The 26,283-nt window shown below is 39.3% G+C and carries 21 protein-coding genes; 8 read left to right on the top strand and 13 right to left on the bottom strand.

Annotated elements, in window-relative coordinates; translation table 11 throughout:
- From MCO_RS10130 to MCO_RS04780, 12 genes are all read right to left on the bottom strand, one after another.
- A partial coding sequence (locus MCO_RS10130) for a type IV secretion system protein (protein WP_007552968.1) occupies nucleotides 1–240 on the bottom strand: 240 nt, incomplete at its 3' end.
- A 226-nt stretch (nucleotides 241–466) separates the two neighbouring features.
- Nucleotides 467–1,204 (bottom strand): type IV secretion system protein, encoded by a 738-nt coding sequence (locus tag MCO_RS04830; RefSeq protein ID WP_007552967.1) that lies wholly within the window; start codon nucleotides 1,202–1,204, stop codon nucleotides 467–469.
- On the bottom strand, nucleotides 1,201–3,672 hold the full coding sequence (gene trwK, locus MCO_RS04825) for a VirB4 family type IV secretion/conjugal transfer ATPase TrwK (protein ID WP_007552966.1): 2,472 nt from the start codon (nucleotides 3,670–3,672) through the stop codon (nucleotides 1,201–1,203). The genes MCO_RS04830 and trwK overlap by 4 nt, the downstream gene beginning before the upstream one ends.
- Before the next feature lie 2 nt (nucleotides 3,673–3,674).
- Complete coding sequence (locus tag MCO_RS04820; protein ID WP_007552965.1) at nucleotides 3,675–3,983, bottom strand: type IV secretion system protein VirB3; 309 nt, start codon at nucleotides 3,981–3,983, stop codon at nucleotides 3,675–3,677.
- A gap of 12 nt (nucleotides 3,984–3,995) precedes the next feature.
- A complete protein-coding gene (locus tag MCO_RS04815; RefSeq protein ID WP_007552963.1) occupies nucleotides 3,996–4,316 on the bottom strand; it encodes a TrbC/VirB2 family protein in 321 nt (106 codons plus the stop codon).
- A gap of 149 nt (nucleotides 4,317–4,465) precedes the next feature.
- Nucleotides 4,466–4,774 (bottom strand): VirB2 family type IV secretion system major pilin TrwL, encoded by a 309-nt coding sequence (gene trwL / locus MCO_RS04810; RefSeq protein WP_007552961.1) that lies wholly within the window; start codon nucleotides 4,772–4,774, stop codon nucleotides 4,466–4,468.
- 143 nt (nucleotides 4,775–4,917) lie between these two features.
- Nucleotides 4,918–5,226, bottom strand: coding sequence for a VirB2 family type IV secretion system major pilin TrwL (gene trwL, locus MCO_RS04805; protein WP_007552959.1), 309 nt, complete (start codon nucleotides 5,224–5,226; stop codon nucleotides 4,918–4,920).
- A 125-nt stretch (nucleotides 5,227–5,351) separates the two neighbouring features.
- Entirely contained in the window at nucleotides 5,352–5,675 is a 324-nt protein-coding gene (gene trwL, locus MCO_RS04800; RefSeq protein ID WP_040298889.1) for a VirB2 family type IV secretion system major pilin TrwL, read from the bottom strand.
- Between the two features lie 151 nt (nucleotides 5,676–5,826).
- A complete protein-coding gene (gene trwL / locus MCO_RS04795) occupies nucleotides 5,827–6,141 on the bottom strand; it encodes a VirB2 family type IV secretion system major pilin TrwL (RefSeq protein WP_007552957.1) in 315 nt (104 codons plus the stop codon).
- 154 nt (nucleotides 6,142–6,295) lie between these two features.
- The gene (gene trwL / locus MCO_RS04790; protein WP_007552956.1) at nucleotides 6,296–6,613 is read right to left on the bottom strand and encodes a VirB2 family type IV secretion system major pilin TrwL; all 318 of its coding nucleotides are present in this window, start codon (nucleotides 6,611–6,613) and stop codon (nucleotides 6,296–6,298) included.
- Nucleotides 6,576–6,875, bottom strand: coding sequence for a KorA family transcriptional regulator (gene korA / locus MCO_RS04785; protein WP_007552955.1), 300 nt, complete (start codon nucleotides 6,873–6,875; stop codon nucleotides 6,576–6,578). Before korA ends, trwL (MCO_RS04790) begins: the two co-directional genes overlap by 38 nt.
- A 134-nt stretch (nucleotides 6,876–7,009) precedes the next feature.
- The gene (locus MCO_RS04780) at nucleotides 7,010–7,657 is read right to left on the bottom strand and encodes a lytic transglycosylase domain-containing protein (RefSeq protein WP_007552954.1); all 648 of its coding nucleotides are present in this window, start codon (nucleotides 7,655–7,657) and stop codon (nucleotides 7,010–7,012) included.
- Between the two features lie 754 nt (nucleotides 7,658–8,411).
- Between MCO_RS04780 and MCO_RS04775 the strand changes: the two genes are divergently transcribed.
- Nucleotides 8,412–8,699: an H-NS family nucleoid-associated regulatory protein gene (locus MCO_RS04775; RefSeq protein ID WP_007552951.1), complete on the top strand. Its 288-nt coding sequence runs from the start codon at nucleotides 8,412–8,414 to the stop codon at nucleotides 8,697–8,699.
- A gap of 1,172 nt (nucleotides 8,700–9,871) precedes the next feature.
- Here the strand turns inward: MCO_RS04775 and MCO_RS04770 are convergent.
- Nucleotides 9,872–11,155, bottom strand: a complete 1,284-nt coding sequence (locus tag MCO_RS04770) for a ubiquinone biosynthesis hydroxylase (protein WP_007552950.1) — start codon at nucleotides 11,153–11,155, stop codon at nucleotides 9,872–9,874.
- A 185-nt stretch (nucleotides 11,156–11,340) separates the two neighbouring features.
- Between MCO_RS04770 and MCO_RS04765 the strand changes: the two genes are divergently transcribed.
- The 7 genes from MCO_RS04765 (at nucleotide 11,341) to MCO_RS04735 (ending at nucleotide 26,252) form a co-directional block, all read left to right on the top strand.
- A complete protein-coding gene (locus MCO_RS04765; RefSeq protein ID WP_007552949.1) occupies nucleotides 11,341–13,776 on the top strand; it encodes a DNA translocase FtsK in 2,436 nt (811 codons plus the stop codon).
- A 395-nt stretch (nucleotides 13,777–14,171) separates the two neighbouring features.
- The gene (locus tag MCO_RS04760; protein ID WP_007552948.1) at nucleotides 14,172–14,780 is read left to right on the top strand and encodes an outer-membrane lipoprotein carrier protein LolA; all 609 of its coding nucleotides are present in this window, start codon (nucleotides 14,172–14,174) and stop codon (nucleotides 14,778–14,780) included.
- A gap of 30 nt (nucleotides 14,781–14,810) precedes the next feature.
- Nucleotides 14,811–15,626: an exodeoxyribonuclease III gene (locus MCO_RS04755; protein WP_007552947.1), complete on the top strand. Its 816-nt coding sequence runs from the start codon at nucleotides 14,811–14,813 to the stop codon at nucleotides 15,624–15,626.
- Between the two features lie 55 nt (nucleotides 15,627–15,681).
- On the top strand, nucleotides 15,682–17,160 hold the full coding sequence (locus MCO_RS04750) for an efflux transporter outer membrane subunit (protein WP_007552946.1): 1,479 nt from the start codon (nucleotides 15,682–15,684) through the stop codon (nucleotides 17,158–17,160).
- Nucleotides 17,157–18,383 (top strand): efflux RND transporter periplasmic adaptor subunit, encoded by a 1,227-nt coding sequence (locus MCO_RS04745; RefSeq protein WP_007552945.1) that lies wholly within the window; start codon nucleotides 17,157–17,159, stop codon nucleotides 18,381–18,383. The genes MCO_RS04750 and MCO_RS04745 overlap by 4 nt, the downstream gene beginning before the upstream one ends.
- A gap of 3 nt (nucleotides 18,384–18,386) precedes the next feature.
- Nucleotides 18,387–20,387 carry a MacB family efflux pump subunit gene (locus MCO_RS04740; protein ID WP_007552944.1) on the top strand — a complete coding sequence of 667 codons (2,001 nt, stop codon included), beginning with the start codon at nucleotides 18,387–18,389 and terminating at the stop codon, nucleotides 20,385–20,387.
- Between the two features lie 906 nt (nucleotides 20,388–21,293).
- Entirely contained in the window at nucleotides 21,294–26,252 is a 4,959-nt protein-coding gene (locus MCO_RS04735) for a type ISP restriction/modification enzyme (RefSeq protein ID WP_007552943.1), read from the top strand.
- Nucleotides 26,253–26,283 lie beyond the last annotated feature (31 nt).

The raw sequence follows: 26,283 nt of genomic DNA, 5'->3' as shown, positions 1-26,283 counted from the left end.
TGTAGTTAGTGCAATTGAAGTAATAATGCTTATTCGCAAGCAACGGCTTAAGAATTCAGAGACTGGCATATCTATCGCACCACGCATGACGAGCCATCCATATATGATAAAAGCGATGGTGAGACCGATTGATACGAAAGGAGTAATCGTGATAATTGCTTTTGAGGAAATTTCTGTGACATATGTTTTTGTTGCATTATCAATGTGATTGAAAAGTTGCGTGAACATTATGAAGTTCATAGCATTCCTCTTTAGCGAATTTCTAGTTTTCCATTACCTTGAGATATGGTGTATGTTACATTTACATTTACATAATCAAGATCGGCATTTTATTGGGATTGGGGTGGATTAAATCTTTGTGTGTTTCTTTAGAATATTGAGAGTATACCCGATACTATGTAGTTGATTTTTCCTAAGAGCAGAGGTAAAAATAACTGATCGCTGAGATAAGTTGTTTATAAAAACATCATCTTATAGATCTTATAGTAGGCATTTCGCTATTTTTACTGTTAAGAATTTTCATATTGCGTTTTTGTTTTTGTTGACTGATGAGTGTTTGTTCTGCATTGCGTGAATGTGTGACCATTTGAAATTTTGCCGTTTCATTCTGGATCATAGTTAACATGCCTTTTATGCGTGCTTGTAACTCGGCAATGCTTTTTAGATCAACTGTTTTATCTATTTGTTCTACAAGTTTTGAGATTTGCTCAAAACGATTTTCTGTTTCTTGAAAAGCTTGTAAACTTACAGCTTTATCAATGGCAGCTGCGTATTGGATACGTTTACTGATAGAATCGCGAGACTTATGATGAGAGCTAGTAATTCCTTCTTCTTCTAAAATCTTTGTAAGCGATGTAAGTATATCCGGCTGACCACCTTTGTAGATCAATTCTGGTTTCTTGAGAAAAAAACTGGTGTAATCTGTTTGTGTAGACTTGGATTTTTGGTCACTCATAATAGCGTTATGTGTTTTTTGTGCTTGCTCCAACTGCTTTTGTTTTACTTCAAGGTGTTGTCTTATTAAATCGATAAGCTCTAAATAATGATCTGGTACAGAAGGCTTTTTAGGCTTCGGCTTCGGCTTCGGCTTCGGATCTGGAAACCACTTAGTCCAATCTGCCGGTACTGGCCAAGCCCAAGCCATTGCTGAGTTTGGAATTCCTACAATTGCTATTGTTGCGATTGCGATAATCACCTTTTTCATGTTTCCCTCCTATCAGCTTTTACATGTTGTAAAAAAATTGGTAACCACACTGCTGGATCATCACCTACTTTATTGATAATGCTTTCGGCCAATTCTGCGTTATCAGGCGTACCTGATAACACTAAAAGTTCATCACTAAAGTCACGCTCGATAGTTTTTCCATCAATTGTTACATGGAATTTGCCGAGATTTAGTTCTGCAAGTGCCGATTGATCACCTTGTTTGATAAGGAACTGACGGCTAAACTCTCCAAGTCCTTTTATAAGCTCAAATTCAGCATCTGTGAGTTTGAATCCTTGCGTATAATCTTCGTAATTTGCTTTAGGATTGGCTAAAAAAATGTAAGTTGCGCACTGCTGAATAAGCGTCTTGGCGATATTGCTTTCCAAGGCATCACTAGGCTCTTGTGTAGCGTAAACAAAAATACCATTTTGTTTACGGATAGTTTTTTGTTTATTCTTTGCCAAATCCTCAAAATACGGGTCTTGCAAAGGTTTCCAAAACTCGTCAAAAATATACATAAAGCGTTGCCCGCTAATCATTCCTTCGGTGCGGTAAAGCAAATACATCATTACCGGAGTACGAGTTTCTGGGTTATCTAAGAATTCTGTGATATCAAAGCCATAAATTTGATGTGTTGAAAGATCAAGGGCATCATTGGGATTGTCAAATAACCATCCATAATCACCACCTTCACACCATTTTATTAAGCGAGCATGAACTGATGGATGTGCATTATAATCACTTAAATGCGGATTTGGTAGGAATTGCACTAGAAAAGACAAGCGACGTAGTGATGGATCAATGTTGCTACTCATAACAGACGTGACAGCTTGGTTAATTTCTTCGCTGTCGTGATGTGTAATTTCACCACCAGCTTCTGCTAACTTTTTAACAAACTGTTTTAGAAAAATCAGATTGTCTTGTGTGGGGGGCAGCCGGAATGGATTAAAACCACTTTGCTTACCAGCTTTAAATGATAGATATTTACCACCCATTGCCCGAATAGCAATTTCCATGCCACGATCTTTATCAAACACAACGGTTGTCGGCTTAAATTTTTGCGCTTGCGCTAACAGGAACCCAAGTAGCACCGTTTTACCGGAACCTGATTGTCCGATGAGTGCGGTATTCCCAAGGAGACGCTTGTCCGTTGAATCTTCTTCAAGTTTGGAGACATGAAAATTGAAATAAAGCGGTGTTTTACTGGTTGTTTTAAGAATCGTGACTGCGGGACCCCATGGATTTCCAGTCGGCTTACCTGACATAAAATTATGAAAGGACGAGAATGACAAGAAATTCAGTGACGTAATGGGCGCAGGACGTGGTCGCCATTTCCAATTTGCGGGAAGTTGTGCCCAATAACCAGCCTCTATGGCTAAATCTACAGGTTTTGGCAATACTGCAACGTCTAGTAGTGCCGCGCTCGCTTTTGCCATATGGTCGCGAACTTGTTGAATTGTATCGCCGTAAAGTGTCAATGTACAATGATGCTCACCCATAACAAAATGCCCACTTACAAGCTGGTTAAGTGCTTCGTCAATTTGTTCAATTTGACTCGTTGCCACATCGCGTGCATCAATAAGATTACGTTGATGCCTCTGCAAATAATCCTTGGCAGCATGTCGTGAGAGCACCGAAAAACTCTGTGTCAACACAAATTCGAAATCGCTTTCCAGCAAAACATTAAGTTGACCCGGTCTGGTTGTTGTGTCGTATTCCTTAATTTCCAGCATTCCAAATCGACGCATTCCAGTGGTTGTACGCAGTTCACCTACAGCACCCCATTTCGAGAAAAAAGGCCGATTGATAGACATATAGTCCGCAAAACGATCATGGCATATTGGCATAGGTCGGTATTCGCCGTTAATCAGCATTCCAAGAAATTCAAGGGCAGAAGAATAGGCATGCCCATTTTTTTCATAAGCACCAAGAAGTTCTGCACCGTAACGTTTTAATGATTGACTTAAGGTGCGATTAATATCATTGAGAGCTTTTATACATGATTCTTGCCGCATCTTTTTCTGATCGAGCGTTTCGCGTTCATGCTGAGAAAAAAATGACATAACCTTATCGGCTATCGGTTGAAAAACAATGGTTAGATACAGGTCATTGACCATTAGATTATAACCAGTAAAGCTTTGCCGGTATTTTTCATCAAGCTGATAGCAAAACATCTTATCAAACATTGAATCGGGATATTCATAAACACGCCGACGCACGATATGAGTCCACAGAGATAAATTGGCTGATGCAATACCACGCAAGGTGTTGTTTAGCTCTTTTGTCCACTGAAAAATTTCTTCTTCCGAAGCACTTTGATGCGAACACCCATCAATCTTCCAGACAGATAAATATTCTGCATTTTTGGTAGAGATAATCGTATCTGTGATATGGTGTGAGTAGGGTATGAACAGACTTACTGGTGTCTCTGATGCAAGGCGCTTGCTGCTTTCAACAGCCGTCATGCTTATCTCCTTTTGCGGTAGTTAGAGGGACTGTAACTTGAGGCGCCCCAAAAGTTCTTGTTTCGGTTACGGAACTTAGTATCAATCCACAACCACCAGATCCGGAATGCTTTATCATCGTTTTTGGTGATTTGTGCCATAATAAACCATAATGGTGGCGCTATGATCCACAAAAAGATATTCATCGTCATGGCAATAGAAGCGACACCTACAACCATAATAATAAGTGGCATCATGGGTACACCCCAAAGGGTTGGAACACGAGTTGCTCCCTTGAATAAGGGAAATTCTTCATGTTTTTGCGATCTCATGAGCCTCTCCGATTAGCTGATATGAAATAATATATGGCTAAGATAAAATGCTGCACCAGCAATAACGACACTGAACGCCCACCGTGCAAATGTAGCCCTTGCAATGATGCGAAACGCCCAAAGAAATAATAGAAATACAAGAACGATAGCAGACGCAATGGGAATAATTACACTTAACCCGTACTGCATACCTATGAAAACATCTATGTTATTTGTTTTTTCTTGAGCATATGTGGGCTTTGTCGCTAAGAATAAAACTGGAATTATAAAAGCAACACGAATCCTATTTCTTACATTTTCAATTTTTTTCTGGAAAGTATTTAATTGTTTCATGATTTTATTTCCATTATGATTGAAGTTGCCAATAAACAACATCCTTTTCTTGCAACATAAGTGAAAATTTCACTAGTATATATACAACTGATGGATAAAGGCTTCACGTTAAAAAGAACACCTTATTTCATACAGTTTCATGGTTGGTTTCAATTAGGTTTGAACAACATTGTGGTAAGTTGAACCGCTGAACCAGCGATGACAACGCCAATCGCCCATCGCACAAATGTATCTTTTTCGATGTATCGTCCTGCATAACCAATTGCTAGACACAAAAGTATGACTCCAGCGGCAATAGGAATAATTGCATTAAGTTCGCCCTTTAGTTTTTCTAGAGCATCTTTAGCATTTTTCAGTTCAGCATATGCAGGACGATTCATAAAAAATACAGTTATAGCTGCAATAGTTGCGATGATCCTGTTCTTATGTTTTGATCGGTGTTTCGTTAATTGCTTCATGTTTTTTACTCTTATTAAATTAAACAAATGATATTTTTTACTTTCAAACATAAATAAAACTACAATTGAGTTCATTATAACGGATGGATAGTCTCTACTTTTAAAAAGAAAATATTTTTACGATGCTGTTTTCATAATCATCTTCAAGCACCTGTAAACAACATCTTGGCAAGTTGTGTTGCTGAGCCAGCAATGACAACGCCAATCGCCCAGCGCACAAACGTATCTTTTTCGATGTAGCGTCCTGCATAACCTATTGCTAGACAAAGAAGTATAACTGCAGCAGCAATAGGAATAATGCTATCAATAAGGTCTTTTTGCAGAGCTTCTAAAGCTTTTTTAGCATTATCTAGTTTGGCATATGCAGGGTGAGCCATAAAAAACGCGATTACAGTTGCGGCAATAGGGATGATTCTGTTGTTATTTTTAAACGGATTATTTAAATGTCTCATTTGTATATCCTGATAAGATTACTATAAAGAATTTCACTTTTGAACGATCTGAATAAGACTATTACTAACAGTCTAAAAAGTTTTCTTTTAACGAAAAAAGCAATTTGTGCTGTGAAATTTTATAATTAGCCCCCATTAGGTTTAAACAACATTGCGGTAAGTTGAACTGCTGATCCCGCAATTACAACGCCGACTGCCCAGCGTACAAATGTACCTTTTTCGATGTAACGCCCTGCGTAACCAATTGCTAAGCATAAAAGGATAATGCCAGCAGCAATAGGAATGATTACATCCAATTGCTCTTTGAGTTTTCCTAAGGCGTCTTTGGCTTTAGTCAAATTTTGTGCTTGGGCACATACAGGACGCGCTATAAAAAATATAGTTACAGCTACGACAATAGCGATGATCTTATTATGAACTGCTGTTTGAAGAATATTTAATTGTTTCATATTGTTTACCCCAATTAAAATCATAGTTAGTACGAATAATTCCTTTTTTCTTCTGTATAAGTCATAATTTCGTAGATATGCATATCTATGAAATACAAGCTTTCTTTAAACAAAAAAAACATTTCAAACTAAATAATTTTATAATTTATTCTCATTGTACCTTTGTAAATAACATTGCAGTAAGTTCAGCTGCTGAGCCAGCGATGACAACACCAACCGCCCAGCGTACAAATGTATCTTTTTCGATGTAGCGCCCTGCATAGCCGATTGCTAGGCAAAGAAGTATAACTGCAGCAGCAATAGGGATGATGTTGCTAATAAGGTCGTTCTTCAGAGCTTCTAAAGCATTTTTAGCATTAACTAGTTGGGCATATGCAGGATGAGCCGTAAAAAACGTGCTTATAGCTGCGGAAATTGCAATAACTCTATTATGAACTGTTGTCTGAAGAATATTTGATTGTTTCATATTGTTTATCCAAATTAAAATCATAATTAGTATAGATAATTTTTTCTTTCTTCTGTATAAATAACAAACTCATAGATATGCATATCTACGAAATACAAGTTTTCTTTAAACAAAAAGAACATTTCAAACTAAATAACTTTATAATTTATTATCATTATGGCTTTGTAAATAACATTGCAGTAAGTTCTGCTGTTGAGCCAGCGATGACAACGCCAATCGCCCAGCGTATAAATGTATCTTTTTCTATGTAACGCCCTGCGTAACCAATTGCTAAGCATAAAAGTATAACAGCAGCAGCTACAGGAATAATTTTATCCAACTCTGTTTGAAAGGTGGTTAAAGCAGTTTTTGCCTTATTCAAATTCTGAGCTTGAACCCACAAAGGGTGTGCCATAAAAAATACAGTTATAGCTACAGCAGTTGCGACAATTCTATTATGAACTGTTGTTTGAAGAATCTTCGCTTGTTTCATGTTTTCCGTCCTGATTAAGTTTAAAATTGCCATAAACAACACCTCTTTCATGAAGAAATTTGAAGAGATATTTTGGATCAGCCCAAGTTCTTAATTTTCCTCTCTGTGTGAGAAGTGTGTACTTATTTGGTTTTCCGGTTATTGGATCATCTGCAACAAACGTAAAATACCATTCTCTCTCTGAACGCTTCACAATTGTAATTTCACGTGCTGCTTTTTGATTGAATGCCGTATCAACGCTGTTTTGTTCTATCATTTTCATTATTTTGCCCTCAATTAGAAAGATTTCATTCAATCTTACTAATTAGAGCTTTAATATTTCCTTATCTATCTTTCATTACTTTATCCTATCAAAATTGTAGCTCTCATCCGTAAATGTAAGAATGATTACTCTTGTCATCTTTCTAATGAAGAGGGTTCTTCAGTTGTAAAAGCGTCACTGACACGGCTTGCTTTATGCATAAATGCATCTGCTGACTCTTCTGAGGAGGGTAGAGGGGATTCTGTTTCGATGATATGTTTTGGTCTTTCCGTATGAAGCTGCAAAGTTTCTTGTAAGTCGTTACTCACAAGTGCAGGAACCTTCACTATGACATGCGAAGAAACTTCTTGCACAGAGATGGTAGTAAAATCACTGTTAGAATTTCTTGTATTGTAACAGCTTAATGCCGCTTGCAGTGCAGTTTGTTCAGAGCTGTACTTAGACATCGCCTGTTTATGGCAATGAGTCAAAATAGTTTGTACAACTTTAAGATTTTTGCATGGATCAAATAAGTCAGAGAGAGACATACCAAGCCATTTTAAATTTTTGACATTAATTTGACCTAAACCCATGTCAAAATTATGACCATCTTTTTTAAGCTGTTCTGCTGTTGCGACTGCTTCGTTAAAGGAGGATGGTTGTTGCAATAGTTCGTAATTACCGTTAACACCTATTGCATAGATATGACCTCGTGATTCTTGCATAACAATAGCTGAAAGTGTTGTCGGGTGAACAGCGGGCGCACATGCGGCAGCGAGCATCATAAAATCCGGAACAATCATGAACAACACACCCGATGATAGAAGATTTTGTTGATATAAACGCCAATCTTGTGCGGTTCCTTTGAGTATTGCCACAATGTATTTTCATAACTTGGCGAAGCATGTTTGTTTTGTCTAAAATCTTGTTTTTTGCAATTATAGATTTTGTATTTTCTGAGAATATTTTGTACATGTACTAACATGCGACTAATTGTATGAATATATAGGACAAAACCGAACACATTATGCCAATTAATACTACGACCACTGTGTTTACAAAAAGAAAGATTGGATTCAAGTGATGACCGCTTTTGGAGATTTATTGAGGTTGATTGTATCGTATCATTTTTTGTTTCTTCTACTGCTTTTGAAGAATACTGACATAAAACAGAGTCCAATTGTATGTAAGAATGCGTCTTATGGGAAGAATAAACATCTTTTTCGTTGTGTATAGAGGTCTTGTTCTTTGTCGAGTATTGCCATAGTTTATAGATTGATAGTTTGTATTCACTTTCGACCGCTGAACCATAAGCACTAGAAAGCCATAATGGAGTGTGAACATCCAGTCTACTCCTTTCAGCGTTCGAACTGAAAAGAGGTAAAGAAATGACAATTGATACACCAATAAAGGATTCTTTGTGGTTCAAAGTATGTCTCCGTAAAAGCGATATATTCATCATAACTTTAATTCCGATAATAAAGTTGTCAAAACTCGTCTATAATTGTGTTAAAAATATGTCAAAGCGCAATTCTTTTTTGCAAGGGGAGTAATAAAGTGGATGATCTCAAAAATATGAATCTTGATGAATTACAGGAAATGCGTATCCAAATTGACGCAGAATTAAAAAAACGGCAAGTAAGAGAGAAGCAGAATGCACGGAGAAAAATACTTGAAATTGCCAATGCGCATGGAATTGATATCGCCGATCTTGTGAGTAAAGAGCGCCATTATAGAAATCCTAATAACCAGTGGGAATTATGGAATGGGCGGGGGCGTAAACCTAAGTGGATTAAAGAATGGTTAGAAAATGGTTATGCGCTTGAAGAACTAGAAGTAACATAATATGTTGCAATATTCGTAAGGTATGAGGATATCAAAAAATATGAACTCAAGTAGTGTGTTTTTTTGGTAATGTGATAAGTCGAAACACAAAACTAATGCGTTAGTAATGTTCTACGATGTTTGAACACTGCTATATATGACAGTGCAAAGAGTTTGTTTAACTGTGAGGAAGCTATTGTTGTAACAAGTTAGCATCATCATTTTTTCAGTCTAAATATTGCGTTGCTTTTGCATCAAGATGGCTCATAAGAGGCATTTTACTTCTTTATTCAATGGTTTTATCGGCATATTATCTCTCTTGTGATACGGAAGAAAATAGTTCTGTTATGATTCATCATAAGAAGGTTTAAAATGAGAGAGTCTTGCGATGTTTGGGTTTTCATTTAAATTGTAAAACGGTAAATTATCATTATAGGTTAATTTGTTTCTTTATACATACATTTTGTATATTTATAATGTTGATCTGTAAAATAACAGCTTGAGGGATTTTATGAATTTTGGTCGGAGATCTCTTTTATGAGGCGTTAGATATCAGTTTCAGGCTCTTGTTATTTGTGTGGTTTAGATTTGAGAGTGTCTTGGAAAACGGAATCTCTCTGTAATGGGTGTTGGTTTTGGCCTTTTCGTTTTTAGAGGGAGGGTGTGATACGTTTGATGTTTGTCTCCGAAATTTCTTCTGTGTATCAAGGAATAAAAAGTGTGTTGAAGGTCCCGAAAAGAACAGGTACTTTTTTGGTTTCTGTCCGTTTTTTTTGAGTGTATAGTAGGTAGTAGATGCAATCAACTCATCTTGAGTGTAGATTCCTGTTGGCAGATTTCAATTGTTTAAAACAATTTTTCTATTTTATATTTATTTCGGATGCTCTGAATATTAAGTTTTTAGATTTTTAGAAAGTTTCTGTTACTTAAAAAACATTGGGTTATAGTTTCCTTGGTGTTTTTTTTGTTTTACTCGCCTATTGCTATAAGTTCGATTACACAACGGGCTCTTTTTGTATTATGAAGCTAGGTTATGGGGTAGCTTTTTTATTATATTATAAATACCTTTGGCTTTGACAGATTCAGAAGCTGGGCCTTACCAAAATTTTAGTACACCAGAGTGAACAAAAAGGTTATCTAATTGAAGAAAGTTTCATTTATAGGATGCCAAAAGTGCAAGGGTATATTTTTTCTTAGAGTGGGATTCCGTGTAACAAACGTGGGGCATTAGGGGTGAGTCCGGAGGCTTCTTGCATGAAATGCTTTTTCATTTTTGGTGTTTGATTGACAATTCCAAGTCCAACATCGCGGAGCATTCGCAAGAGGAGGTTATCATTAGAAAAAAGTTTGTGCAGCCAATCGTTACTCAAGGTCATACGTACAGTTTCGAAACGTCTCCAGCGTTGATAGCGCTCTAAAGCAATGAGTGATCCGATATCAAGACCCAGCCGTGCTGTTTCAATAATGACCTCAGCGAGCGCGGCGCTGTCGCGTAATCCTAAATTGAGTCCTTGTCCTGCAATGGGGTGAATTGTGTGGGCAGCATCGCCAATGAGAGCAAAACGAGGTTTAATACATTGGCGTGTTAAAGAAAGGCTCAAGGGAAAAGCTTGGCGTTCTCCATTCCAAGAGAATTTTCCTAGTTGATGACCAATGCGTTTTTCGAGTTCTGTTTCAAAAATAAGAGCGTCAGCTTTGAGGTAATATTGCGCAGTTTCATGGTGTTCATTCCATACAATAGCGGATCGGTTGCCTTTGAGAGGAAGAAGAGCGAAAGGTCCAGCGGGTAAAAAATGTTGAATTGCTCGTCCATGATGGGGTTTTTCATGTTCAATTGTGCAAATGATTGCTGTTTGTTTATAGGGATGAGAAAAGTTTTTAAGTCCTGCTTTTTCGCGTAATTGAGAATGTGCTCCGTCGGCTGCAATCAGTAATTTTGTTTGCCAGATTTCTTTATTGCTTAACGTGACAGCAGTGTGTTGGTTTTTTTGATGAAAATCAATGACACGCATATTTGCAAAGAAAGTAATACTCAAATCTTGTGCACGCTTTTTTAAAGCACTCATGAGTGTACTTTGTTCTACCATAGCGGCAAAGGGTTCGTTGGGGGTGATATCTCCTTCAAAGGTTAAAAGGGTTGGTTTGACAGGATCATTTGTGCCTGTATCCGTGATGATCATTGAATGAATGGGTTGGGTATAGGGCTCTATATGTTTCCAACATTGCAATTGCTTTAACATACGAATAGAAGCAGCTGCGAGGGCAAATGCTCGTATATTGGAAGTGAGAAGTTTTTCTTGAGCAGCAGCGGCATCGACGATATTAATTTTCAGTTCAGGGGCTGCTTGCTTGAGCGCTATTGCCAGTGTTAGCCCGACAACTGCACCGCCTGCAATGAGGATATCACATTGTCTTATGTTTTCATTGGGTTCTAGATTTCTCTTGGGTTTTATATTTTTATTGGGATCAGAATGCACAACGCTTCATTCCATTATTTGCAGTTTTTTTCACTCTTAAACGAAAAGGGTATCTTTCTTCAATAACACCTTTTATACCATATTATAAGGCGATTGTTATGATTATGATGGTTAAAACTGTGTTAATTTTTTTGTTATAATCTTATAACTCTTTAATGCAAAGGTTTTGTACTTGGAATTTATGAATGCATCAAAGTTCTTCCCCTTATGATCCATTAGAAGAGCAACAATCTTATGGTTCACGGCTTATTGAAATGTTTTTGCGCCAGATTGGTGTTTTCATTGGGCTTGGGCTTTTGGGTTTCATTATTTTTTGCGTTGTTGCTTTGGCAACTTGGAATATTGCAGATCCTTCATTAACGCATGCAAGTGCAAATAGGGTTACAAATTTTATGGGGTGGTTAGGTGCAATTTTCGCAGATTTTGTCATGCAGTTTTTTGGTTTGGCAAGCGTTGGTATTTTATTGCCGCCATTATTTTGGTCGTTTCTTTTGCTTGCACAAAAAGATATCCATAATTTGTTTTTTCGTCTTTTTCTGTGGGTGGTGTCAACGGTTTGTTTTTTAGTTTCTTTTGCTCTTATGACACCTATTATTCCTCTTACGTATTGGCCATTGCCGATAGGTTTGGGGGGAGTTTTGGGGGATAAAGTTTTAAGTGCTGCTTATTTAATCTTCCCTGTTTTTCTTTCTCCATTTCAAAATGTGCTCTTGGGTGTGATTCTTATCCTTTTAAGTTTTTTATTGGCTGCTTTTGCGGGTAATGTGGTGTGGCGACGCCAAACAAATAAAAGAAAAACAAAAAACGTTCAAAAGGTCGAAAATGTGAATTCAACTTTCGATATGTTAGAGGATGAAGAAGATTTTGCAGATAGAGCACAAAACAGTTTTTTTGTTACGACTTTTGGAGCTATTTTACACTTTTTTTATTTTTTACAAGCACGGTTTTTTCGTTTTTTCTTTTTTAAAAATTGCTTTAAGAAACAAGGAAAATCATTTGATCGGATTGAACCGGTTTTCCTTGATGGAAAAATGAAAGATCACGAAAATAGAGATAAGGTGCCGGTTTCTCCCCTGAAAAGCCGTGTTTTTAAGCCGTTAAAGGTTTCTAAAAAAGATGGTTTTCTCCTTCCGCTTTTAGATTATCTTTCGGTTTCTCCACCGGCAGCAAGGGATGCAAAGCTTTCTCCTGCTGTCTTAAGAGCTAATTCACAGGAACTTGAAGGTGTTTTGTTAGATTTTGGCGTTAAGGGAAAAATTATTGATGCACGTCCTGGTCCGGTGGTGACTTTGTATGAATTTGAACCGGCTGCTGGTATTAAGTCTTCCCGTATCATTGGTTTGGCAGATGATATTGCGCGTTCGATGCGTGCGATTTCAGCGCGTGTTGCTGTAGTTCCAGGGCGCAATGTGATTGGGATAGAATTGCCTAATGCAACGCGTGAGATGGTTTATTTACGAGAAATTTTGCAAGCGCAGGAATTTGTTGAGAGCAAAGCAAAATTAGGGCTTGCTTTGGGCAAGACTATAGGGGGGGAGACGGTTATCGCAGATTTAGCAAAAATGCCACATCTTTTGGTGGCAGGTACAACAGGATCAGGGAAATCTGTCGCTATTAATACGATGATTTTATCGCTTCTTTACCGTATGACACCTGATCAATGTCGTCTCATTATGGTAGATCCCAAAATGCTTGAACTTTCGGTTTATGATGGCATTCCTCATTTGTTAACACCCGTGGTAACAGATCCTAAAAAAGCGGTCATTGCGCTTAAGTGGGCTGTTCGTGAAATGGAAGAGCGCTATAGCAAAATGTCAAAAGTTGGTGTCCGCAATATTGATGGGTTTAATGCACGTCTCAAAGAAGCAGAAAATCAGGGGGAGACAATAACCCGTACAGTTCAAGTCGGATTTGATCACGAGACTGGTGAGCCACTTTACGAAACAGAAACTCTCAATTTGAGTCCTATGCCCTATATTGTTGTCATTATTGATGAAATGGCTGATTTGATGATGGTTGCCGGCAAAGATATTGAAGGGGCAGTGCAACGCTTAGCGCAAATGGCGCGTGCGGCCGGTATTCATGTGATTATGGCTACACAACGTCCTTCGGTGGATGTGATTACTGGGACGATAAAAGCCAATTTCCCCACACGTATTTCTTTTTCTGTAAGTTCAAAAATTGATAGCCGAACAATTCTTGGGGAACAGGGAGCTGAACAGTTGTTGGGACAAGGAGATATGCTCTTCATGATGGGAGGAGGGCGTATTCAGCGTGTTCATGGACCTTTTGTGGCCGATGATGAAGTTGAGCAGGTTGTGGTACATCTCAAAGCGCAAGCACGGCCTGATTATTTGGAAAATATTACGCAAGAGATTTCAGAAAATGATACAGATGCTTCTTTGATTTCTCCTTCAGCAGATGATCCCTATAGTCAAGCTGTTGCTGTTGTTCTTCGGGACCGTAAGGCTTCCACCTCTTACATTCAACGTCGTTTAGGTATTGGCTATAATCGTGCTGCTTCATTGATTGAACGGATGGAAGAAGAAGGTATCATTAGTCCAGCCAATCATGCGGGTAAACGGGAAATTTTAGTACCTGAGGAAGAAGAACGCTTTTAAAGTGAAAGCTTGTAAGTGTTTTTTCACAATATTTTTCTCTTTTAAAGAAAAATATTTATTCATCATTTGTTGTTTATATTAAAAGGTAAATATACTGGAAACGTTTTTTTATTCTAAAAGTGTCTAGGTTTTTAGGAAACATTTCTTGGTGGTATTTAACTTTTTTCGGTTAAGTATTGACTGTAATTGTATTGCTTCATTGATTGGGCGGATGGAAGAAGAAGGTGTTTTTAGTATCGCAAATCACGCAGGTATATGAAAGATTTTGATGCCTTTTGAAATAAAAATCTTTTGATAGTTTTTTCAAATAATATCTTTCTATTTTAAAGGAGGGTGTTTATTTATCATTTGCTGTTTTATTGCAAGGTAAAATTGTATCGCTTGGGAGCATTTTTATGAGAACGTTTTTTTTACTGCGGAGAAAATCCTTTGCATTTGCTGGAATTATTGTCTTTTGGAGTTTAATTTTTCCTGCTGTTTTACAATCATCTCAACAAATTGTAAGGGCGCAGAATGTTGTCAATCGCTTTGCAGCGATTAAAACAATGACAGGTGATTTTATTCAATTTAGCCCAAAAGGAAAGATGTCTCAGGGGACATTTTATTTAGAGCGTCCAGGAAAGATTCGTTTTATTTACAAAAAATTACCTTTACAGATCATTGCAGATGGTCAATTTGTTGGCATTAACAATCGTGCTCTGAATACTTGGAATTTCTCACAGCTCTTTCAAACGCCGATGAAGTTTCTGTTGGATGATAAAATTAATGTATCATCAGGGCGTTTATTAGCGTTTCGTGAAGATCCAGGGGCAGTGACAATTGTTTTGCGTGATAAAAGCATTGGAGCAGGGCAAATAAGGATGGTGTTTGATTCTAAAGGCACCGCTTTACGGCAGTGGACAATTGTTGATCAACAAAATCTGGAAACTACTGTTCAAATCATGAATGTACAGACGGGTGTTAGGTTTGCTGATGGGATGTTTACGCTTCCCTCAAAAAAATAATACGCTGTTATAGTATCGGAATTGAAACAAATGTTCTTTCGTATTGCGACTTGGAATATTAACTCTATCCGTTTGCGTTTGGCGCAGGTTTTTCAGTATTTGGATATATTTACTGCAGATGTTTTGTGTTTACAGGAGACAAAATGTCCAGATGCTTTATTTCCAGTTCAGGCTTTTGAAGCGGCCGGATATAAGCATATCGCATTGAGCGGACAAAAATCTTACAACGGTGTAGCGATTATATCGCGTTTGCCTTTTAAGAGTGTTGAAAAGCGTTCCTTTTGTCAAAAGGAAGATTGCCGTTACATTTCTGTGACTGTTGAAGTCTATGGCAGAGATGTGCGGATTCATAATTTCTATGTTCCTGCTGGAGGTGATGTTCCTGACGCTAATGTGAATGAAAAATTTCGTCATAAGCTTGATTTTTTAGAAGAAATGTCTCTCATTCGCGCGGATCAGGGAGATGATCTTTCTTCTCTTTTGCTGGGTGATTTAAATATTGCTCCTTTGGCAGAGGATGTGTGGTCTCATCAGCAATTATTGAAGGTTGTAAGCCATACACCTATTGAAACTGAGCGTTTACAGGCTTTATGTTGCCAAGGTGGGTGGATTGATTTGATGCGTGTGCGTTTTCCTGTTCCTCTCAAGCTTTATACATGGTGGAGTTATCGCGCACGCGATTGGGCACTTTCTGATCGTGGGCGGCGGCTTGATCATGTTTGGTCTTCTCCTGATCTCGTTCCTTTTATGACGGATCTTGCGATTTTTCGTGCTGCACGAGGGTGGAATCAGCCTTCAGATCATGTTCCAGTACAAACTATATTTGATTTTTCACGTCAAGTTTGAAATAAGATGTAAATAAAATATTAATGATTGATTCTGGAGAAATACGGGAGACTGGATGCATATCAGCAAATGGGTTGTTTCTAACGGATTGCTTTATAGTATTTTGTTGTGCTTTTTTATATTATCAGGATGTATGGTTGGTCCTAATTACCATAAGACATCTTTTCGTGTTCCAACAGTTTGGGGAGAGACGTCTGCAAAGACGTCTGGACGTATGGGTGTGCTTGCAGGATGGTGGCGGCGTTTAAATGATCCTGTTTTGAATGCGTTAATGGATTATGCGATTTCTGAAAATAATAGTGTTGCTGTTGCCAAAGCACGGGTCCGTGAGGCGCGTGCTGGTTTAGGACAAGCTGTGGGATCTCTTTTGCCGAGTGTGTCAAATTCAATTTCAGGAACGCGTAGTCGCGCTGAGCAATCTAATGCGTTTTTCAGTCAATATCGTAGTGGTTTTGATGCGAGTTGGGAACTTGATTTTTTTGGTGGGCATAAACGGGCGGTTGAAGCAGCACGTTATGGTCTTGAAGCGTCTATAGAAGATATGCGTGCGACAATGGTGACGCTGTTGGGAGATGTGGCGACAAATTATGTTCAAGTACGTGGTTGGCAACAGAAATTGTTGATTGTACGGCAGATTGCTTCATCTCAGCGTAAAACATATGAATTGGTGCGTGCCAAATTGAAGGCTGGTGATGTTTCGGAGCTTGATGTTTCAAATGCGCAAGCACAAATGGCAAATACAGAAGCAGATATTTCACAGATGGAAGCGAATTTAGCAATGAGTATTCATCGCCTTTCCGTCTTAACTGGTCGTGTTCCTATGGCTTTAAAGGACCTTTTGCAAAAGAATGCTAAGCGCGCAAAGATTCCACAGCCACAGTGGCCAATACCAGCGGGGATTCCAGCTGATATTTTGTTAACGCGTCCAGATTTACGACGGGCAGAGCGCCAATATGCCCAAGCGACAGCACGCATTGGGCAGCGTGAAGCCGATCGCTATCCCTCTCTCTCTTTAACTGGGAATATTTCGACGGCAGCAACGGCAATTGATCAATTGTGGAAAAATTCAACGATTGGATGGTCTTTTGGACCGGGGCTGCGTTTTCCTTTTTTTAATGGAGGACAGGTTATGGCGTCTGTTGCGGTAGCACGTGCACAACGCGATCAAGCTTTTATTACTTATCGGGCCGCTGTATTAGGAGCTCTAGAAGACGTGGAAAATGCGCTTGTGAGATTGACAAAAGAACACCAGCGATTAGAAAAGCTTGTTGTTGCAAATAAAGCTTCTCTGCATTCTTTAAAACTTTCACGGAGTCTTTTTGAAAATGGAAATACCAGTTTCTTGGAATTATTAAATGCTGATCGCTCTTATTATTCTTCGCAAATGGCGCTTAAAGATAGCCGTGTTTCTTTGGTTACTCAATATATTACACTCATGAAGGCATTAGGTGGGGGGTGGGATGGCGTGGTTGATGTTTCACGTCCGGAAGTCGTTGATGGTATACCCCGTTCGCATATGAGAGTAGGGCAATGAAAAACAGTTTCATCAAAAATTTCATTACAAAACATAAAAAACTTTCCTTCTTTTTAACTGCTGTCCTTCTTCTTATCTTTTTTTTGTGGCTGCGTTCTGTTTTTTGGGGAACGTCATCGCCTGTTTATATGACAGCAGTAGTGAAGCGTGGTGATATCGAAGAAAGTGTTTTGGCTTCTGGTCTTGTGCGTCCTTATCGGTTGGTTGCTGTTGGTGCACGTGCAACAGGGCGGGTGGTGTCAATGCGCGTTTTCCCAGGCAGCGTTGTGAAAGAAGGGGATCTCCTAGCAGAAATTGATCCTACAGATCAAGAAAATGATCTGAAAAGAAAAAAAGCAGCGTTATCCCATTATTATGCGAGTTTAGTAGAACAGGAAGCTTATCTCTCTCTTGCGCAGAAAAATTTAGAGCGCCAGAAAAAAATGATCGAAGCACATGCAATTTCACGGGCTAACCTTGATGAGGCTGCAACACAAGTAAAAATACGCGAGGCGCAAATTGCTCAGCTTCGGCAGCAGATTGTACAAGCACAAATTGATGTGGATAGTGCAGAGGTCAATTTAGGTTATACGAGGGTGACTGCTCCTTCAGCAGGAACGGTTTTAGCAACCGTCGTGGAAGAAGGGCAGAACGTCAATGCTGTTCAGTCGGCTCCGACGATTGTTATTTTAGGCGATTTGTCAAAGATGACGGTCAAAGCGCAAATCTCAGAAGCCGATATTCTTAAAGTGCGTGCTGGGCAACCTCTCTATTTTACCGTTTTTGGTAGTGCGCAGCGTCGTTATGAGGGAACTCTGGAAAGGGTAGAGCCGGCACCTGAAGCAATTCGCGCTGATGTGAGTATTAATCCTGGTATGGTCGGAGCTTCCAATTCTTTAGCATCATCGGCTATCTATTATAACGGCATTATCCATGTTGATAATGTGGATAATTTTTTGCGTACTTATATGACTGCTCAAGTTCATATTATTTTAGGGCGTGCTCAAAATGTTTTGTTGGTTCCCAGTGATGCTTTACGTGATGAAACGAAAGAGCGTAAAGCATGGGTTTCTCTTTTGGTAGGGCAAAATAAGGTGGTTGCAAAACAGGTGACTGTTGGGCTTAATAACAAAGTTGTGGCAGAGATTGTTTCAGGACTTAATGAGGGTGATGTCGTTATTACCGGTTCGCGCGATGGAGTGATGCCAGATATTCCTGATGAACATAGCGAAGATGAGAGCTAAAGCATGAAAGCAGATGCTGTCCTCGTTTTAGAAAATATTGCGCGCAAGTTTCCTGCGGGTGAAACGTTTGTCACTGTTTTGAAAGATATTAATCTGACCATTAAGCGCGGTGAAATGGTGGCGATTGTGGGAGCTTCCGGTTCGGGAAAATCCACCTTGATGAATATTTTAGGCTGCCTTGATCGACCAACCTCTGGACGTTATTGGATTTCAGGGAAAGAAACAGCTTTTCTTACTGCTGATGAATTGTCGGCTCTGCGGCGCAATCATTTTGGATTTATTTTCCAGCGTTACCATTTGTTGAATGAATTGACAGCTCTTGGTAATGTCGAAATTCCAGCGATTTACGCAGGATGCTCTGTCGCAACAAGAAGACAACGTGCACAAGACTTATTAACACGCTTGGGAATGGGCAATCGGATGAATCATCATCCAAATCAACTTTCCGGTGGTCAACAACAACGTGTGTCGATTGCTCGGGCGTTGATGAATAATGCGGAGGTTATTCTCGCAGATGAGCCAACCGGTGCGTTAGACAAACAAAGTGGTCAAGAAGTATTACGTATTTTGGATGAACTTCATAAAGAGGGGCGCACCATTATCATTGTGACCCATGATATGCAGGTGGCTGAAAGAGCAGATCGTATCATTGAAATCAGTGATGGGGAAATCATTGCTGATAAGGTGTCAAAGGGTGCAAAAATAAAAGCTGTGGGTGCAAAAACAAAAACTGATAGTCAATCTTTTCAGGGCAAACAAAATCTAAAAGATGAAAAATTGCTTGGTGTTTTTCGTTCTTTTACTGAGCGGTTTCGTGAGGCTTTTGTCATGGCGTTGTTGACAATGAATGCGCATAGGATGCGAACTTTTTTAACAATGCTTGGGGTCATTATCGGTATTGGTGCGATTATTGCGATGGTGGCTTTAGGAAATGGCACACGAGAAAAAATTATGGAAAATTTTAAGAGTTTGGGTTCTAATACATTGACAATTTTACCTGGAAAAAGTTTTTCTGATCCACAAGCAGGAAAAATAACTAGTTTGGTTGAGGCTGATGCAGAAGCTCTATCAAATTTATCTTATATTTCTGGTGTAACACCTCAGATTTCAGTAAACTCGACAGTGCGTTTTGGTGCCGTAGAAGTCAATACAGTCATTATGGGTGTAGGAGAACAATTCTTTCAGACACAGGGGCTTAACGCTGTCGAAGGGCAATTATTTGATCAGAAGAGTGTGCGTGATCGAGCAGTTGATCTTGTGGTTGAAAAAGAAGCGCTTTCTGTTCTTTTCCCCCATAGCCGTGAAAGTCCTCTTGGGAAAGTGGTGCATGTGGGGCAGGTTCCAGCGCGTATCGTTGGTGTTGTGGATCCACAAAATCATTCAAATGGAGGGGTATCAAATACGTTGCAGATTTATTTGCCTTATACAACAGTGCAAACACGTTTTCTTGGAACAACGCAGGTTCGTGCAATTACGGTTAAGGTTGCCGATGATGTTGATTCACATTTGGTAGAGAAGATGGTACAGCGTTTTCTCATTATGCGGCATGGTAGTGAAGATTTCTTTATTAGAAATTCAGAATTCTTCCGTAATCGCATCATGGAAAGTACTCATATCTTAACGCTTTTAGTCTCTTCAATTGCAGCGATTTCTTTGATTGTGGGCGGTATTGGGGTGATGAATATTATGTTGGTTACCGTTTCTGAGCGGATCAATGAAATTGGTGTGCGTATGGCTGTTGGTGCACGTCAAAGTGATATTTTACAGCAGTTTCTCATTGAAGCGGTTTTGGTTTGTGTGATTGGTGGCGGTGTTGGGATTCTATTCGGACTTTCTATCGGTGGTTTATTTTTGCTGTTTAAGGCACCTATCCACTTGATTTATACGATTGATTCTATCATTATGTCTCTTACCTTTTCAACGCTTATCGGAGTGTGTTTTGGCTTTTCGCCAGCGCGCCAAGCTTCGCGGCTTGATCCTGTTGTTGCTCTCTCACGCGATTAAGTGTCAATCATTGTAGTTAATACGGTTGTTGTTGTGCTTGTCATTTGGATGAAGCATTTATGCAGCAAAATATGGATGGAAAAAGTTTAGCACTATTCGCTGCTCTATCCTAGAAAATGCTTTATTCGTTAAGTGAAGCGTGCTTTATATTATCACAATAAAGAATGAAGTTTTACGGCGCAACGTGTCATGAATAAATTTTCATTGTATTTTGTAGCTATACAAATACGGTGTGCAATGGCTTTAGGGTTTTAATCTAAAAATAGGAGGGAGAAGGCGAAGTGAATAGTGTGTCTGTTAACAAACAAGATAATAAAGAAACGGATTTAAACGAAAAACAACTTATATCCAAAAAACGAACTGTATACGAAGCGTGTTAGTCTATACACTTTTTCTTTTCCTTTTGTTTAGGATTCTTTATCGCTTTATGCGACGGAGATATAGGTTCCTACGAAGCTCCAGCCTCGTATGGTGGACTGGATGAATACACTTATGGGCTTATAATGCTAGGAATTCTAATGACTGCATTTATTATTAATTGTGTATTGGTATAGCTGGTAATTGGTTTTATGATATACTTTTATTGCGTTTAGCACCTCCTAAGTAATGAGTTTGAACTATTTTCAATAGATGAATATCAAAAAGAAGCTCACCAAAATAATGAAGCAAATCTCTACATTCTTGTGCATGATTACCTGATATTTATCAGGGAGGGGGGAAAGCAGATTCTACTCCTTTGCTGATAAGTAAATCTTTATCAGTTTATTTTGCTGCGCGTAATATTCCATTGTAAATAATCAGTTCATTCAGTAAATCAAGTCATCTAAAGTCTTTTGGGTAGAAGAATAGGCATTGACCAATTTGTCTAGACTCGATAGTTAGAGATGTTTTTAATGGGGGAGAGGCATGACGCTGCAATCGCTTTTACAGACATATCGTAATGAAGCGCGTACCGAACGAGACAAAGGTACATATTTTGAGCGTTTTGCTCTTGCTTATCTGACACATGATCCTCTTCAGTTTGATCAGTATGAAAAGGTTCAGACTTTTAAAGATTGGGCTCATGAAAATGATTGGGATGGTCGTGATACTGGTATCGATCTTGTGGCAAAGATTCGTGATGAAGAGGGTTTTGCGGCAATCCAATGTAAATTTTATGATGCAGCATATCGGATTAAAAAAGCAGATATTGATAGTTTTATTTCAGCATCAGGGAAAGAACCATTCAAGCGGCGTGTTATTATAGATAGTACTGAAAGTGCTTGGAGTGATAACGCTGAAACAATGATACGGGGGCAGGGTATTCCTGTTATACGGATTGGTCTTTCCGATATGCAACAAAGTCCGATTCGTTGGGAAACTTTTGCAGCCAAAGGCAAAGTTGTTCTGGAGGATAAAAAGACGCTGCGTCCACATCAATTGGAGGCATTGCGTGATGTGCGTGCTGGGCTTGCTGAAGCAGATCGTGGTAAGCTTATTATGGCTTGTGGTACCGGTAAGACATTTACCAGTCTTAAAATTGCTGAGGATTTGGCGGGTGAAGCGAAGTTTGTCTTGTTTCTTGTTCCTTCCCTTGCGCTGATGTCACAGACGGTCCGTGAATGGACAACGGATGCAGAAATGGGATTGAGATCCTTTGCTGTCTGTTCAGATACACAAGTGGGAAAGCGTCGTAAAAATAGTGATGATGTTGCTGAAATTGATGTGTTTGATCTTGCTTTTCCGGCGACAACCGATGCTGCTAAACTTGCAGAACAGGCGGGGAAGAGTGTTGCAGATAGGATGACCGTTGTGTTTGCAACCTATCACTCGATTCAGGTGGTTGCGGATGCTCAAAAAAATTATGGTTTGCCAACATTTGATCTTATCATCTGTGATGAGGCGCACCGTACAACAGGGGCAACGCTGGTTGGAGAGGATGAATCCAATTTTGTTAAGGTGCATTCTAATGATGTTATTCGCGCCAAGAAGCGCCTTTATATGACAGCTACACCGCGCATTTTTGGTGATAATGTAAAAAGTCGCGCTCATGAAGTTGATGCGGTTCTTGCTTCGATGGATGATGAAAAGCTTTTTGGCAAAACAGTTTTTTATCGGGGGTTTTCATGGGCAGTACAACATGATCTTTTAACAGATTATAAGGTTATTGTCTTAGCCGTGGATGAAAAATTGGTCAGTTCAGCTGTTCAGAAGCGTCTTAGTGATGGCAAGTCTGAGCTTGTTCTTGATGATGCAACGAAGATTATTGGCTGTTATAAGGCGCTCACAAAACAAGATCTGAAGGCTGATATTGGTACGGATCCACACCCCATGCATCGTGCTTTGGCATTTTGTAGGACTATTGAAAGTTCTAAACTAGTGCGTGATGAATTTTCTGCGGTTGTTAGAGAATATCTTGAGTATACGAAAGAGAATACGGAAAACGCGTCATTTCTGAAGTGTGAAATTGAGCATGTTGATGGCACTTGCAATGCCAAGGATCGTGGTGCATTACTTGATTGGCTGAAAGCTGATAGCGGGGATGATGTTTGTCGTATTTTGACCAATGCACGGTGTTTGTCTGAGGGGGTGGATGTTCCGGCTCTTGATGCCATCATGTTTTTAAATCCACGCAAGAGTCAGATTGATGTTGTTCAGTCCGTTGGACGTGTGATGCGTCGTTCCGAGGGCAAAAAGATGGGGTATGTCATTTTGCCGATTGGTATTCCTTCTAGGACTCCAGTGGAACAGGCTTTGAACAACAATGATAAATATCGGGTTGTTTGGCAAATTTTGAATGCTTTGCGTGCGCATGATGATCGTTTTGATGCTACGATTAATAAGGTATCACTAGGGCAAGATGTTAGTAGTAAGATTGAGATTATTGGTATTACGCAGAGCACTGAGTTACAAGCTGTTACGGCTGTTGTAGACAATCTTCCACTACGCGCACAACCCGCACGATCGGGAATTGGAACAGCGGAATATGATTTAACTCTTACCGATGAAGCACAAGGGCAACTTTCTTTCTGTGTGGATGAACTTTCTCGTGCGATTATGGCAAAGATCGTTAAGAAATGTGGGACACGTGATTATTGGGAGGATTGGGCCAGCAACATTGCTGAGATTGCTAAGAATCATATCACACGCTTAACAGGTATTCTGGCAGAGCCAGATACTGAGGCGCGTCAAGCCTTTGACAGGTTTGTGGCAGAACTGCGCGATGACTTAAATGATGCGATTACAGAGGCTGATGCGATTGAGATGTTGGCACAGCATATTATCACGCGTCCTGTCTTTCAGGTGTTGTTTGAGGGGTATCAATTTACGCGTGAAAATCCGGTATCGTGTGCTATGCAGCGTATGCTTGATGTGCTTGATGAGGCGAATCTTGATAAAGAATCTAAAGATCTCGAGAAATTTTATGCAAGTGTAAAATTACGAGCCAGTGGAATTACGGATCCAAAAGCAAAACAGAGGTTGATTGTAGAACTTTATGATAAGTTTTTTCGTTATGCTTTTCCACGCACTGTAGAAAAACTAGGCATTGTTTATACCCCCGTTGAGGTTGTGGATTTTATTTTGCACTCTGTCAATGATGTCTTAGAGCAAGAATTTGGGCAAACGCTTGGCTCATCTGGTATTCACATCATGGATCCCTTTACAGGAACGGGAACTTTTATCACGCGGCTTTTACAATCGGGGTTGATTACACCAGAAGAAATGAAGCACAAATTTTGTCATGAAATTCATGCCAATGAGATTGTGCTTTTAGCCTATTATATTGCAGCCATTAATATTGAGACGACATATCATGGTCTGATGGGGGGAGATTATGTTCCGTTCGGGGGAATTTGTTTAACTGATACATTCCAGCTTTATGAGCAAGAAAAAGACCTGATCAGTGATTTGCTGGTGGATAACAGCACACGTCGGGCGCACCAGAAAGAACTGGATATTCGTGTTATTGTTGGCAATCCCCCTTATTCGGTAGGGCAAAAAAGCGAAAACGATAATGCGCAGAATATAAGCTATTCTAAATTGGATCGTCGTATTCGTGAAACCTATGCTGCTCAATCTAATGCGAGCAATTTTAATAAACTTTATGACAGTTATATTCGTGCCATTCGCTGGGCAAGTGACCGCATAAAAGATTGTGGTGTTATTGGTTTTGTGACTGGTTCGGGTTATATTGAAAAATTATCAATGGATGGTCTCAGAAAAAATTTGTGTGAGGAATTTTCGAGCATTTATGTTTTCAATTTGCGGGGTGATATTCGCAAAAATATGTTGAGCAAAGGGCTTGCTCAAGAAGGACAAAATGTTTTCGGAAGTGGAAGCATGACAGGAATTGCTGTGACACTGTTTATCAAAAATCCAAATGTTACGCAGCAGTGTAAAATTTACTATCATGATATTGGTGATAATCTCTCGACAAAAGAGAAATTACATGAAGTTCAGCGATTGGGTAGTATTGGTGGGATCAAGCATGAACAAGGCTGGCAGATCATTACGCCAGATGAGCATGGCGATTGGCTGGATCAGCGCAACAGTGATTTTGAAAAATTTTTAGCCTTAGGTGACAAGAAGAGCAGTGATAAAAAGCTCTTTGAAAATTTTTCACTTGGTCTTAAAACCAGTCGTGATGCTTGGGCATATAATTTCAGCAGTGAAGCTCTAGCGAACAATATGAGTCACATGACTGCTTTCTATAATAGCGAAGTAGAGCGTTTTAATAATACTTATGCACATGCTGATCGCAAAGCGCGTGCAAATGCTGTGAACGATTTTGTTAATACAGATGCTAGAAAGATCAGCTGGAATTATTCTCTCAAACAAAATTTAGTAAAAGGAAAGTCTTTTAACTTTGAGAGAGATTGTTTAACGCAAAGTCTTTATCGTCCTTTTACACAGCAATGGCTTTATTATAATCGAGCTCTTAATGATAGCGTTTACCAAATGCCGCGTATATTCCCTATGGGAAAAGCCGTTGAAAATAAAGTGATACAAGTTACAGGAACTGGAGCAAGAAGCGGTTTTTCTGTTCTTATGACTAAGAATTTGCCTAATTTTCATACAATGGATACTGGTCAATGTTTTCCACGGTATGTTTATGAAGATGTTGAGTCCTTAGGAGGTAAGGAGGAGGATGAGGTTCATTTGTTTGCAAATTTTGCAGAGGAAAGCAAAGAAACTGGTTTGCAGCGGCGTGATGCACTCACGGATGAAGGGTTGGATTATTTTAAGGCTGCCTATCCTAGTGAAATGATAACAAAGGATGATTTGTTTTATTATGTTTATGGGATTTTGCATTCTGAGGATTATCGTGCGCGTTATGCGCATAATTTGTTTAAAGAATTGCCACGTATCCCGACAGTTAAAAAGGTAGAGGATTTTTGGGCTTTTGTAACAGCGGGGCGAAAGCTTGGTGACTTGCATATGAATTATGAAGAGGTTGAGCCCTATCCTGTTACCTATAAACAGGGTGATCCACGCACTTTGATGATTTCTGATGCGGTGCGTTTCTACCGTGTTGAAGCAATGAAATTTGCGGGTAAGTGCGGTGCTATTGACAAAAGCACAGTGATTTATAATGCGCATATCACGATGCAGAATATTCCTCTTGAAGCTTATGATTATGTGGTCAATGGCAAGCCCGCTCTTGAATGGGTTATGGAGCGGCAGATTGTCAAAACGGATAAAGCGAGCGGTCTTGTTAATGATGCTAATCGTTATGCTGTTGAAACGGCGGGCAACCCTGCTTATCCATTGGAATTGTTTCAACGGGTTATTACTGTAAGCTTGGAAACTATGAAAATTGTTCGCAGTCTACCAAAATTGGAAGTGAGAGAAACTGAAAATGTTAAGTTATCCATTGTGCCGTAAAACAGCGCTTTTTGAGGTGCGGTGATAAAAC

The organism is Bartonella sp. DB5-6 (assembly GCF_000278115.1).
GTDB classification, from domain to species: Bacteria; Pseudomonadota; Alphaproteobacteria; order Rhizobiales; family Rhizobiaceae; genus Bartonella; species Bartonella refiksaydamii.
This window is presented reverse-complemented; position numbering and strand designations above follow the sequence as displayed.